Raw genomic sequence first — 14,623 nt, 5'->3', positions numbered from 1 at the left:
AAGGTTATAATTGAAGTCAGATGTAAGTGTCAAATAATGAAATGTCTACATTACATTCACAATTCACTCATTCAAAATTCTACAATTGACTATAATCCTTGAGCTGTACGTTGAATAAAGGCAGTTAAATCTGCACCAGTCAACAAGTTTTGAGATAGTAAAGCAAGGTCATAAACCTGTTTTGCCAAGCGTTTTTGCTCGCTTTCCTCTTCTGTTTTAAGAATTTTATTAATCAAAGGGTGATTAGCATTTACTGCAATAGTATAATTGTTTGGCATTGCTCCAAACATTCCCATGCCACCACCAAGTTTTGACATATCGCTCATACGGCGCATAAATTCATTTTGGGTAACGATAGCAGGAAGTTCGTCTACTGGCATAGCCTCAACTTGAACTGACTTATTTTTGTCATTGATTACTTCATCAAACACCTTTTTCACAGTCTCTTTTTCCGAGTCTGAAAGTACAGCTTCTAAGGCGATGCCTTTATCAATTAATTTTTCTACCGTATCGGCGTCAACACGTTTAAGGTTAGTTTTTACCAATTTGGTTTCAAGCATATTGATAAAATGGCTATCCAAAACAGCATCCAATTTCAAAACATCATAGCCACGTTTAGTCGCTGATTGGATGTAGCCGTCTTGTCCTAATAAATCTGTCGCATAAAGATATACAACGTCATCGTTTTTATCTTTCTGATTTTCCTGTGCAAACTCAGCGTACTCATTCAAAGTGTAGTATTTGCCTGAAGTACTTTGTAGCAAACAGAAGTCTTTTGCTTTGTCGTAGAACTTCTCATCTGAAATCATTCCGTATTTTACAAAAAGACCAATGTTTTCGAATTTTTCTTCAAAACCAGCACGGTCATTTTTGAATAAATCGTTCAGTTTTTCAGCTACTTTTCTAGTAATATAGTTATTGATTTTCTTAACATTAGAGTCAGCTTGTAAGAAGCTTCTTGAAACGTTAAGAGGAATATCTGGCGAATCGATTACACCGTGCAACAACATCAAAAATTCAGGAACTACATCTTTTACTTCGTCAGTAATAAATACCTGACGGCTGAAAAGCTGAATTTTTTCTCTTTGTAATTGCAATTCGTTTTTCACTTTCGGGAAATACAGAATACCTGTCAAATTGAAAGGATAATCTACATTCAAGTGAATCCAGAAAAGTGGTTTTTCTGACATAGGATAAAGCTCCTCGTAGAACTTTAAGTAATCTTCGTCAGTCAAATCAGCAGGTGATTTTGCCCAGATAGGAGTAGGGTTGTTGATGATAGCATCTTCAAATTCGATTTCAATAGGAAGGAATTTGCAGTATTTATCAAGAATTTGTTTGAGTCTAAAATTCTCAAGGAATTCTAGTGAATCATCAGCCACATACAAAATAATATCAGTACCTCTTCTTTCACGAGTAGCTTCAGAAATTTCAAACTCTGTCGAACCATCACAAGTCCATTTCACAGCTTGTGCACCATCTTGAAAAGATTTTGTAATAATATCCACTCTTTCAGCAACCATGAAGGCAGAGTAAAAGCCAAGTCCGAAGTGACCAATAATAGCTTTTTCATCACCTTTATCCTTGTATTTTTCAACAAACTCAGTAGCTCCAGAAAAGGCAATTTGGTTGATGTACTTTTTCACCTCATCGGCAGTCATACCAATACCCGAATCGGAGATAGTAATCGTACGAGCATCTTTGTCAAAACTTACCTTTACCTTCAATTCACCTAATTCACCAGCGTATTCACCAATGGCCGACAAACGTTTCAATTTTTGAGAAGCATCAACCGCGTTAGATACCAATTCACGTAAGAAGATTTCATGATCTGAGTATAAAAACTTCTTAATAATAGGAAAAATGTTTTCGGTATGAATCGAGATGTTACCTTTTTCTTGCATGGTCATTTTGTCATTAATAATTTATAGAAATACAAACCAAATATTCATAGAATGATGTCTTAATCGACATAGCGATATTGACAAATACAATTCCAAAACCTCATAAAATGCCAAATTGTCAGCGCTTACGTATAAAGTCCTGCCACTTAATAAAATAAAGACAGAAAACCTTGACAGACTAATAAATTTTTATTTGATTTGTACTATCAAAGCTAATATCGGATAAGATAGGTGCTTCGCTCGCAATTAATAAATTTATATACTTCCTTTCGTTACCTTAATTGGTGTCTTCTCAGTTAGTGCATTTTACAAGTGCATTGGTTGTATCTTATTGTATTTCAGAAATTTTTTATTTAAGCAAAATTTTGGCATAGTTTTGGCTTTGCTGCCCTGTTGCATTTTTTGTAGCTTATTCAGCAAAATTAAATTGACCTAGTATTGTCGAATTTTTATGACAAAGTCCGTAAATCGAGGATGTGCGCTTGATTTAATTTAGCACAAAAAGGTGGCCTGTTACTCAACTTAAGTGTTTGGTATTTGGCACAGTTTTGGTACATTTTTCCATACAATCTCATCATTTTGAGACGCCTAAAAGTGACTAAATCATGCGAATCCGAAGTTTGAACAAAACTGGTCGATAGTACAAGATTTTGGTATCCTCCTAAGTAATTAAAACATTAACAAGAAATCGGATGAAAAAAACATTTACATTCGAGATTGGCGCTAGCCGTCAAGCGAATCATAGGTTTTCATCGCATTTGCAGCCTAAAGTAGTTAATTCCCTAAATGCTTCTGATAGCATACCTGCTGTTATGCCCCTAAGTGAAGATTCACCTCTTGTTAATGCTCCAAGTAGTTACTTGTTGGATAGCCCAAACGAACAAGGTCCTAGTAGTGAATTTTATCAATTAAACATACAGCAAATGAATCTTTTTACTTACCTGACACGAGCGGCTAATAATCTATTTCAGCTTCGAGGTGCAAGCAATATGGGTGCTACTCTATTGTCAAAATCTCGTAAGGTGAAATCTGTGTTGGACTTATGCGAAAGTTGGGGTTTGTCTACATTAACCAACCGCCTTACTTCGAATAAGAAAGAACAATTATCAGCAAGTTCATTGAATGGTTTTTCTACCCTTCGAACTGTATTCGCTTCTTTAATCCTAACGGTACTTACTGCTTGGACGGCTGTTGCTAGTCCAGACTTGTCTTTAACTGCCACGATAAGTAATGGTAATCCTAATCCTGGAGATTTGGTTACCTATATTATTAAGTTGAAGAATAGTACAGGAGATAAGGCTACTAATATTTCGGTAAAGGATTCTTTGCCTTCAACTTTGGAGTCGATTGTTTATTCGAGTCCTGCATCGGGAGTCACCTACGACAATGTCAATAAAAAGTGGGTGATTACGCAGTTGCTAGGCAATACTGAAATAACACTTCAAGTTCAGGCAAGAGTAAAAAGCGGCGACCTCGGAAGAGGAATCGCCTATGCTAGTTTTGAGGTAGTTGCTCAAACCGAACCAGATGCAGATTCAAAACCTAACAATCATAATATTAATGAGGACGATCAAGCGGCTGTATGTTTTTCTGTCCCAACGTATTTTTCGACTGGAAGTGTTTTTGAAGTTTCAGTACCAAAAGGGCTTACTAACGTAGTATGGACTAGACGTGTTGGAACCAATGGTGTTGCAACGGCTATTACAGCTACCACTTCAGGTTCGGGTGCTTATGTTCAAAATGGTGTGTTATATGTAGAGAGTATTACAGATTATACAGAATTCACTTTTTCTGCTACCAATTCTACCTGTCCAGTAACTGGATGTTGCCCAGTGAAGTTTATTCCTGATCCTTACGGCTCGATTGGAGACTATGTTTGGAGTGATGTGAATGCTAATGGTATTCAAGATGCAACAGAAACAGGATTATCAGGCATAAAAGTAGATTTATATACAAGCGCAAATACATTTGTAAAAACCGTTACTACAACATCAACAGGTTATTATTTATTTGAAAACCTAACTTCTGGTACTTACCAGGTACGTGTTACCCTTCCTTCAAAGAGTCAAATATCAAAAGCTAATCAAGGAAGTGATGATACGAAAGATAGTGATTTTAGTGCATTGGGTCGTAGCCACTTGGTTACGATTAATACGGCTTTAGCGGTTACTGATACTTTAAGAAATAATCCTAACGTAGATGCGGGTATTGTTCCTTTGGGTTCTATTGGTGATTATGTGTTTAATGATAATAATAAAGATGGTATTCAAAACACAGGTGATACACCAGTGGCTGGTTTGAAAGTTTCTTTATTGGATAAAAATGGAAATGTAATTAGTACAACCACTACTGATGCAAATGGTAAATACGAATTTATCGTTGCAAGTGGTCAATACTATGTATTATTTGATAAACCTGCTGGTTCAACCTTTACTTTAACAGGCAAGGGGACATCATCCACAGACTCTGACGCTGGAACAGATGGTAAAAGCCCACTTATTACAATAGATGCAACAAAACCAGTTGGAGATCCTGCGCGTGATAATAAAGATATTGACGCTGGTATTATTCCTAGCTGTAATGTAACAACTGGAAGTCTACTAGCAAGTACATCAGGTTTGTGCTTACCAACAGGTGGTTCGTTAACTCTTACAGCGTCTGTTTCAACAGCTCCAACGGTGCCTGCTGGCTATGTTGTGAGATACCTATTGAGCAAAGGCACAACAAATACTATTGTTCAGACGGCAACAGCTCCTAGTTTTTCTATCAATGCAGCAGACTCGTACAAGATTCATACTATAGTATATAATACTACAGATTTGAACTTGACAACTGCTATCACATTAGGTACTACCAAACTTTCAGATTTGCAAACAAGCATTTCTGGAAAATGTTTGGCACTTGATGCAACAGGCGTAAGCTTCAATGTAACAAGTAACCCAGATATGCCAAATGTAGTTGCTTCTACTAGCACATTGTGTGCTGGTGATGTGGCTACCTTGACAGCTTCAGGTACTGGTTCATCTTACAAATGGTATACATTGCCAACTGGAGGAACAGCCTTTGCTACTACAGCAAGTATTCAAGTTACTCCAACAGCAAATACTACTTATTATGTAGAGACAGTAAATGCGAATGGATGTACAAGTGCTAGAAAAAGTATTTCTATCATAGTAAATACCAAACCTACTACTCCAACAGTGTTGGCCTCTTTAGCTAACCAATGTACACCAGTTGCCACAACAACAGTGAATTTGGCATCAGCTATTACAAGTACTCCGTCAACAAGCGGTGGTGTATTTGAATGGAGAACAGGTTCAACACCATCAGCATCGTTGGTAGCAAACCCAGCTGTAGTAGGAGCAGGTACTTATTACTTGTTTGAAAAATCAACTGCTGGCTGTTATAGTGCACCTGCGGTAGTAACTGTAAATATTACTCCATGTGGTTGTACAAATCCTGCAACGGTTATTCTTGCTGCAATCCCATCTCAATGTGTAGGTAGTTTCACACAATTACAACTATCAGCTACTTTGGGCGGTGGAGCAACAAGTGGAACATGGACATCAACAGGTACAGGGACATTTGATAATGTATCTAGCGTATCTGCGAAATATACTCCTTCTGCATCGGACGAAGCAAAAGGCTCAATCGAATTTACGTTTACAACAAATGACCCAGATGGTAGTGCAACATTATGTTCTGCTGCTACTTCAAAGACAATCTTTACTTACAAAGCTCGTCCTTCAAAACCTTCAAACTTGTCAGCTAGCTCACAAATTTGTTTAGGCGAACCTAATACCCTTACTGCTGAAAGTGCAGGTAATACGATTAAATGGTACACCACTGCAACAGGAGGTACTTCTGTAGGTACAGGAACAAGCTTTATCGTAACTCCGACAGCAGCAGGTACAGTAATGTATTATGCAGAGGCAGTAACACCAGAAGGTTGTATTAGCGAAAGAGCATCTATCAACTTTACGGTGACAAGCTGTCAAACGACAGACTTAGCAGTTGTTAAAACAGTTGTTGACGTGGCATCTCCACAAACAACACCTTCTTATTTAGTAGGACAGACGATTAATTATGCTATCGTTGCTAAAAACTTGGGAGGCTCAAGTGCTTCAACAGTTAAAGTAAAAGATGTGCTTCCTGCTAGCTTATCATTTGTAAGTGCAGATCCTACTGCTCAATACAATGCTTCAACAGGAGAATGGACGATTGGTACTTTGGCGGCTGGCGCTCAAGTTACCTTAAACATAAAAGCAACGATTCTTTCGAAAGGTAGCATAGTGAATGATGCCGAAATTTCAAGTCCAAGCGAAGACCCTACAAAATTGGGTAATAACAAATCAAGTGTAACTATTAATGCTATTGAACTGGCAGACTTGAGCTTGACGAAAACAGTTTCGAACGCTACTCCAATTGTTAATGACGAAATTGTTTATACAATCGTAGTATCAAATGCTGGTCCACATGCAGCAACCAATGTTGAAATCCAAGATGTACTTCCTGCAGGCATTAGCTTTGTCTCTAGTACTTCATTAACAAATAATAATGGAACATTGACTGGTACGATTGCTAATCTTGCGAAAGATGCAAAAGTAGAATTCACTTTCCGTGCGAAGGTGACATCAGGAGGTAAAATCACAAACGCCGCACAAATTACCAAGTCGGATGTGAAAGACCCTGATTCGACACCAAATAATGGTACAGATAAAAATGAAGATGATGATGATAGTGTAGATATTACTACTCCAACGGTTTGTAATGTAGCAGCACCAGTGCTTGCAGCTGAGAAAACAGCCATTTGTGCTGGTCAATCAGTAAACATCACGGCAGTAGGATGTTCAGGTCAGATTAAATGGAATACAGGTGAAACAACAGCATCTATTACAGTTACGCCATCTGTAAATGCAACTTACACGGCAACTTGTACTGTAAACAATTGTACAAGTAATCCTTCAACACCTGTTTCAATTACAGTTACAACTCCAACAGTTCCAACAATAGCAGCATCATCTACTTCGATTTGCGGTTCAGGTTCAGTAACCTTGACTGCAACAGGTTGTACAGGTACTGTTAAATGGTATGGTGGTGCACAAGCATTAACAGGTGCATCAGTAACTGTTAATCCAACTGTTACGACTACTTACTCTGCCACATGTACAGTTGCTAGTTGTGAATCAACTAAGTCACAAACAGTAACTATTACAGTTGGAACCCCAACACCTCCAGCGATTAGCCCAGCATTGTCAGCAATTTGCTCAGGTTCACCATTGACATTAAGTGCAACAGGATGTGCTGGTGGTACAATCGAATGGTCGAATGGTATGACTGGCTCATCAATAACAGTTACGCCAACTGCTAGTACTAACTACACTGCGGTTTGTAAGATGGGAACTTGTACAAGTACTGCATCTAATACAGCAAGTGTAACAGTTTCTGAATTTGCTAAACCAACCATTGTGGCATCTAAGACTGCTATCTGTGTGGGAGAAAGCGTAACATTGACTGCTACAGGGTGTAATGGAACTATAAAATGGTCAGATGGTCAAACAGGAGCATCTGTAACAGTTAAACCTTCGGTTACAACTTCTTACAGTGCCACATGTACATCTACTAATGCTACTTGTAACTCTGGAGTGTCAAATACAGTAGAGGTTAAAGTAAATAGTGGTTCTATTGATGCTCCAATCGTAGTGTGTGGAGACCAAGAAATTTGTGTAGGACAAGAGGTTGTCTTCTTAGCATTAGGATGCCCTAGTGGAACAACAGTTAAATGGTCAAATGGTATGACTGGTTCATCAATTACGGTTAAACCAACAATCACTACTGTTTACTCAGCCGTTTGTTCATTAGGCGCATGTGAAAGTGTTAAATCAAACGAAAAAGAAATCGTAGTAAAACCAACAGTGGTAGTAACATTAGTTGCGTCTGCTGATAAGAATAATGTTTGTGCTGGGTCTCCAGTAACATTGTCAGTAAAAGGTTGTGAAGCTGGTAAGGTAACATGGACTGGAGGTTTAACAGGTTCAACGATAACTGTGAATCCAACAGTGACAACTACTTATACTGCCTTGTGTACTGATGTAGCGTGTGCTACAGATGCCAAAGCTTCGGTTACAGTAAATGTTGCAACGGATTTGCCAACACCAGTGATTGTGGCAAGTACTACTTCTCCTGTATGTGCAGGTACAGAGGTAACTTTAACAGCTACTGGTTGTACAGCTGATTTGTTATGGAGTACTGGTGAAACCACTGCTAGTATCAAAGTAAAACCAACTATAACAACCACTTATACTGTTCAATGTAAATCAAATAGTTGTGCTAATGCAACAGCTAAGACGTCTAGTCCAGTAACAGTTACAGTAGGTTCAGGTGCAGCACCAGTAATAACAGCATCAACAACGACTATTTGCTCAGGCTCTCAAGTAACGCTTACTGCAACAGGTTGTGGTGCAAGTGATGTAACTTGGTCGAATGGCAAAACAGGTGCATCAATCACAGAGACACCAACAGCGACTACAACTTATTCTGCTACTTGTAAAGGAAATACTTGCGTAAGTGCAGAGTCGAACAAAGTAACTGTGAATGTGACACCTCTGGCAATTCCAACGATTAGTGTCGTATGTACTTGTCCAGCGAAATTTATGTGTCCAGGTAGTTCAATGACATTAGTTGCAACTGGATGTGAAGGTGGAACAATTAAATGGTCAGACGGATTTACAGGATCGATTCATACAGTAAGCCCAACTCAAACTACAAACTACACCGTGAAATGTGTAACTAGTACTTGTGAGTCGGCCTCTTCAGCAGTAACAACTATTACAGTAGGAACTCCAACAGCTCCAGTAATTACAAGTGATGTATTAACTGCTTGTGCTGGTTCATCTGTGAACTTAACTGCAACTGGTTGTGATGGCGCTGTAATTTGGAGTGATGGTCAAATTGGTACAACAGTAACTGTAAAACCAACAGCTAATACAACTTATACGGCAATTTGTAAACTTGATAAATGTGAAAGTGGTAACTCAAATGAGTTGACAATTAATGTAGGTAATTCTGCTAGCAAGCCATCTACAAAAGATTTGGTTAATGCTTGTCCAGCAACAACTGTTGATTTAACGTCTGGTTTATTAAGTACAGCTTCAAATGGTAGTTCATTTGAATTCAGAACAGGTATATCTAGCACTTCAACTTTAGTAAGTAACCCACAAGCTGTTTCAGCAACCGGTACTTATTATGTATTCGAGAAGTTTGCTTCAGGTTGTTATTCTGCTCCAGCAGCAATCAACGTGTTTATTAATACTGATTGCTCTACGAAAAACTGTACAACAGCTCCTGCAGCAGTAAATGCTGGTGCTGACGCTACAATTTGTGATACGAAATCTTACCAATTGAAAGGTGCCTTCAGCGGTGCAGCAAGCTTCATCACATGGAAGTCAACAGGTACAGGTACATTTGACAATCCATTATTGCCAACTGCTACTTATACCGCTTCGGCACAAGATGTGACAAATGGTTCAGTGAAGTTATTCCTGACTTCAAATGACCCAGATGGAACAGGCCCATGTGTGGCTGCTGTAGATACAATGATTCTTACCATTAATGGAATCAAAGTAAAACCAACTATTACAGTTTCGGGTAATTTGACAGCATGTACAACAGACTCTGTAGGGTTGAAAGCAATTGCAGGTTATCAATACAAATGGTATAAAGTAGGTTCGACTTCTGTAGTTTCAACTGCGCAGGCAATTAATGTGAAAGGTTTAGGTAGCTATTATTATATCTTGAGCGATGCAAATGGATGTACTTCTGTACCATCAGATACTGCAACATTAAATCCTCTTGCTGATATTTCTGCTCCAGTGACTAAGAACTTAATGATTTCATCTGGTCAGACTGCAAACTTGAATAGTTTAGTAACATCAACAACTCCAACTGGCGCTACTTTGGTGTTTAAATCTGGTGGTTCGGCAACATCTAACGATGTAGCAACTCCATCTGCTGTTGGGTTCGGAACATATTACGCATTCTATCGTACTGCACAAGGATGCTTCTCTTCAGGTTCTCCAATTACAGTAAGTACTGATTTGGTAGTGATGGATTTGGCTGATATTGGTGTTGGTATAACAACAGACAAAGCAACTTATGCGGTAGGTGACACAGTAGTAACTACAGTAACAGTAGTTAACTCTGGTCCAAGAACTGCTAAAGGAGTTGCCCTAAGTGTAATCATCCCAGGAACGCTGACTTATGCTAGTCAGACTGGAGGCTTGATTCAAAATGGCAATACAGTCGGTGTAAATATTGATACACTTGCCATGAATGGTACTAAAACATACACATTCAAATCGGTGGTAACAAGTACTTCGGAAGCAACTATTACGGTGTCAGGAACATCTAGTACTGTAGATCCAAATACAGCTAATAACAAAGCGTCTGTTACAATCAATGCAGGAGTTGTAGATCCAAATGCTGCGGATGCAGCGATTGCCATAGTTGCAGATAAGACAGCTATTGCCTTAAATGAAACAACAACTTTAACAGTAACTGTTTCTAACAATGGACCAGCAACTGCAAAAGGATTGAAAGTGACAACTACGATTCCAGCAGGGTTTGAGTTACTATCGGCAGAACCAAGTTGGGTTGTAAATGGAAATACTTTGACAGCTAGCTACGATTCATTGAAGAAAGGAGAGACTAAAGTATTAACATTCATCGCGAAAGGTATTACATCTGGTAATCTCTTGTTTGGAGCAACAGTTGCTTCAACATTAGACCCTAAAACAGATAATAATACTGCAACAACGACGGTTCAAGTTGGAACAATCAATCCAACAGGTTTGGCTGACCTTGCTGTAAGCTTTACCACTGATAAGTCGATTGTATCAAAAGGAGATGAAGTTGTTTATACCATGAAAGTTCAAAACAATGGTCCTTCTGCTGCATCAAGCATCGAGTTGAGAGCGTTGTTCCCTCAAGGATTAACATTTATTTCTGGAGATGTTACCAAAACAGCAGATTCTGTGAAAGCTACAATCAATAGCTTAGCAGTTGGAGCTTCAACATCATTCTCTTACAGAGTGAAGGTAGATGAAGATAAAACAATCTCAACTACAGTAACAACAACTAAGTATAGCCCAACAGACCCAGTGTTAACTAACAATACAGCAACTGCAACAATCGTATCAGCAAATGATACACTTTATGCAGATTTGTCAGTAATCAAAACGGCAAGCGCAACAACAGTTAACAAAGACAGTTTGGTAACCTATACAATTAAGGTAACTAATGCTGGTCCTGGAAATGCTAAAAATGTAGTCTTGAAAGACTTCCTAGTAAGTAATTTGTCATACATCAGCGGAGACTTTACTTCAACTGGCAAAACGGCAACGGGTGACTCATTGAGTGCTACTATTGCATCTATTGCAAAAGGAGAAACTAAATCGTTGACCTACAGTGCACGTGCAGTATTGCAAGGTGTTGCTCCTAACACTGTATTCGTAGCAAGCTCAAGTAAGTTAGATGCTGTGAAGGATAATGATAAGAGTACCGTTGAAGTTAATATCATCAATAGAGTGGTGAATGACTGTAGACTTGGCTTAGCATTAGCTGTAATTGATACAAACCAAGTATCAACTGGTGTTTACAAAGTGACTTATCAATTGATTGCTAAAAACTTCTGTAGTGATACGCTACGTAATGTTAGCTTAGTAGATTCGGTTGCTAAAAACTTCCCTTCTCCAGCAACATTTACAGTAAGTGCTCCAGTATTGAAGAATACAGGCAACTTGGTAATCAATGAAGCATTTGGTGCAAGTGATCCAAACTTGGTAAAAGCTGCTTCTAGCTTCATGATTCCAAATAAAGTAGATACCTTAATTTACACAGTAACACTTACATTAAACGGTAACAAAGGTCCATTCTACAGCCAAGTAAATGGTTCTGGAATTGCACCGAGCGGTACAGTAACAGCTAAGTCATCTGCTGGTACAAATGTGAGTGCAACTCCTAGCAGAACGGTAGTACGCTTCGACTTGCCGAGAACATTAATTGGTGTGGCGAAAGAGGTTCTTGCTTCTGGTTTGAAACGTGAAAGTACCAATGAATGGACGGTTCCTTACGTGATTAGAGTTGTCAACATGGGTGTAAATAGAATCACGAAGTTGTCAGTAACGGATGATTTAGATGCAGTTTACACTTCTAAAGGTGCTACGATTGTAGGTCAACCAACGGTTTCGACAAATCGTCCTGGCGTAAAAGTAAATTCTAAATACACAGGTTCTGGTTTGAATATCGATTTAGTATTACCAGATTCTTCTGCACTAGGTGTTGGTGATTCAGTATCAATCAACTTGGCAGTGAGAGTTAATACTACAGCTGCTACTGACTCTGTATTCAGTAACGTAGCAATCGGTAAAGGTACAGGTACAGATGGTTTAACTTATGAAGATATTTCAACGGCTGGTTCTGATCCAGATCCTGACAAAGACGGTGATCCTTCAAATAATAAGGTAGCAACTTCTGTAACACTAAGTAACCCAGTGAAACCATTAGGAGATGCTGCAATTGGGGTAGCGTTGTCAGCTAGCAAACCAGTGATGCAATCGGATAGTACGTTCAACGTGAAATTCAAATTGGTTGCTCGTAATTATGGTAAGGATACCCTAAACAATGTTGTACTTGCCAACCATATCCAATCTAATATTGGTCAACAAGTAACGGCTTGGTCATTGGTAGGTAAACCAACACTTGTTAGTGGAAAAGTAAAACTTGATTCATTGTTCGATGGAATTGCAGATACAACACTTACAGTAGCAAGTAGTACATTTAAGTTTGCCAAAGGTGACAGTATCGTGATTGAGTACACATTGAATATCCGTGAGCCGCTTCAAGATACAATTTATACTCAGGCTAGTGCTACAGGTATCAGTATTGCAGATGCAACGAAGAAAGCGTTTGACTTATCTACAGCAGGAACTAACCCAGATCCTAATGGTGATGGAAACCCAGCTGAAAATGCTAAGACTCCAGTAATCTTCGATGCTTCGGTTGTAACTGATAGTCCATTTATACCAGAAGGGTTCTCTCCAAACGGCGATGGAATTAACGATAAGTTCGTGATTCAACCATTGAATCCTGACCAACGTATCGAATTGAAAATCTTCAATAGATGGGGTAGCCTAGTTTATGCTTCAAGTGATTACAAAAATGAATGGGGTGGTGAAGCTAACCAAGGTGTGAAAGTAATCGGTGATGGCCAAGGCTTGCCTGATGGTACATACTTCTACAGCTTCACTCGTTACGATAGAACAACAGGTGAAATTATTTTAACTCAAGGTAAAAACACTGTAGTTAAATACTTCACAATTGTGAGATAATACCAAAAACACCCCAGAGTGAGTCTCTTACTCTGGGGTGCCTAAATAGTTAAGAAATCAAATCAAAGAAAACTAAGCCAAGTAGTATTTACCCTTTTTTCTTTGGTTAATAATTTAAACCATCATCCAATGAGACGCCAAAGTTTGCTTTCGAGAGCTAAAACCGCAATCATCTTCTCACTTGCCTTAGGACTGGCAGGTGTAGAAAAAGCTCATGCTCAGCAAGAAGTCCAGTATTCTCAATATATGTTTAATATGCTTGCCGTAAACCCAGCTTACGCAGGGAGTCGTGACGTATTGAGTATGACTGGAGTTTACCGCCAGCAGTGGGTAGGAATCGAAGGCGCACCTACTACACAATCATTCAGTATTGATATGCCCGTTAAAAAAGAAAAGGTTGGTATTGGTTTACAAGCATACCATGATCAAATCGGGGTATTCAATAATACTGGAGCTTATTTATCGTACGCTTACCGTGTCAAAGTATCTCAACGATCTACATTGGCTATGGGTATTCAAGCTGGTGCAACCAACTTGGTTGGTAGTTTGAGCGGTGTCCGTCGTACATTGGATAATAATGATATCGACCCAGCTTTTAGTGGTAATACTTCAAAATGGTTACCCAACGTAGGTACAGGTTTATACCTAAGTAACGACCGTGGATATATAGGTGTTTCTGTTCCTAACTTAATACAAAATGAACTTCGTACTTATACAGGTAATGAAGATACATTGAAAAAAGCTCGCCAAGAAAGACACTATTTCTTGATGATGGGATTTGTAGTACCGCTCGGTAGTTCATTGGCATTGAAGCCATCTATTTTAGTAAAAGCTACTCGTGATGCCGCTGCATTTGACTTTAACGTTAACCTATGGATTCGTGATAGAGTAGCTGTTGGGGCTTCTTGGAGAACTAATAATCAAAAGTTTAATTCACCTTTCGCGAATCAAAATGGTGATGCAGCTATTGGTATGCTCGAAATTCAAGCAAGTGACCAGTTCCGTATCGGTTATGCGTATGACTTTATGCTAAATAGCCTACAGAACTCACAAAAAGGTAGCCATGAAATTATGTTGAGATATGAATTTGGTTTCAAGAAAGCTAAAATTCTTACTCCTCGTTATTTCTAATCAAGTAATAGAAAAGACTACAATAATAGTATATCTGTGGTGCGCTGTGGAAGTAGCCGTCTTATAATGAGAGTAAACTAATAACTGATATACTATTAACTAAGAACTTTTTTACTTATTACTGGAATGTATTGAATACAAGGCATGTCCTTTGTTGCTTTATCGATTTTGAATTCGCCTTCATGATGTTATAACTGTTTA

General features: G+C 38.7%; 3 protein-coding genes. 2 read left to right on the top strand and 1 reads right to left on the bottom strand.

What is annotated here, in order from left to right; genetic code table 11:
* Positions 1 to 89: 89 nt before the first annotated feature.
* On the bottom strand, positions 90 to 1,904 hold the full coding sequence (gene htpG / locus QM481_RS04145) for a molecular chaperone HtpG (protein WP_166550257.1): 1,815 nt from the start codon (positions 1,902 to 1,904) through the stop codon (positions 90 to 92).
* 692 nt (positions 1,905 to 2,596) lie between these two features.
* On the opposite strand from htpG, the gene QM481_RS04140 reads away from it, so the two are divergent.
* Both QM481_RS04140 and QM481_RS04135 read left to right on the top strand, forming a co-directional pair.
* The gene (locus QM481_RS04140; RefSeq protein WP_283380749.1) at positions 2,597 to 13,291 is read left to right on the top strand and encodes an SdrD B-like domain-containing protein; all 10,695 of its coding nucleotides are present in this window, start codon (positions 2,597 to 2,599) and stop codon (positions 13,289 to 13,291) included.
* 129 nt (positions 13,292 to 13,420) lie between these two features.
* Entirely contained in the window at positions 13,421 to 14,422 is a 1,002-nt protein-coding gene (locus tag QM481_RS04135; RefSeq protein ID WP_283380748.1) for a PorP/SprF family type IX secretion system membrane protein, read from the top strand.
* Positions 14,423 to 14,623 lie beyond the last annotated feature (201 nt).

This window comes from Flectobacillus rivi, assembly GCF_030056655.1.
Classification (GTDB): Bacteria; Bacteroidota; Bacteroidia; order Cytophagales; family Spirosomataceae; genus Flectobacillus; species Flectobacillus rivi.
Note: the sequence above shows the minus strand (reverse complement) of the source record. Positions and strands in the feature narration are given on the sequence as shown.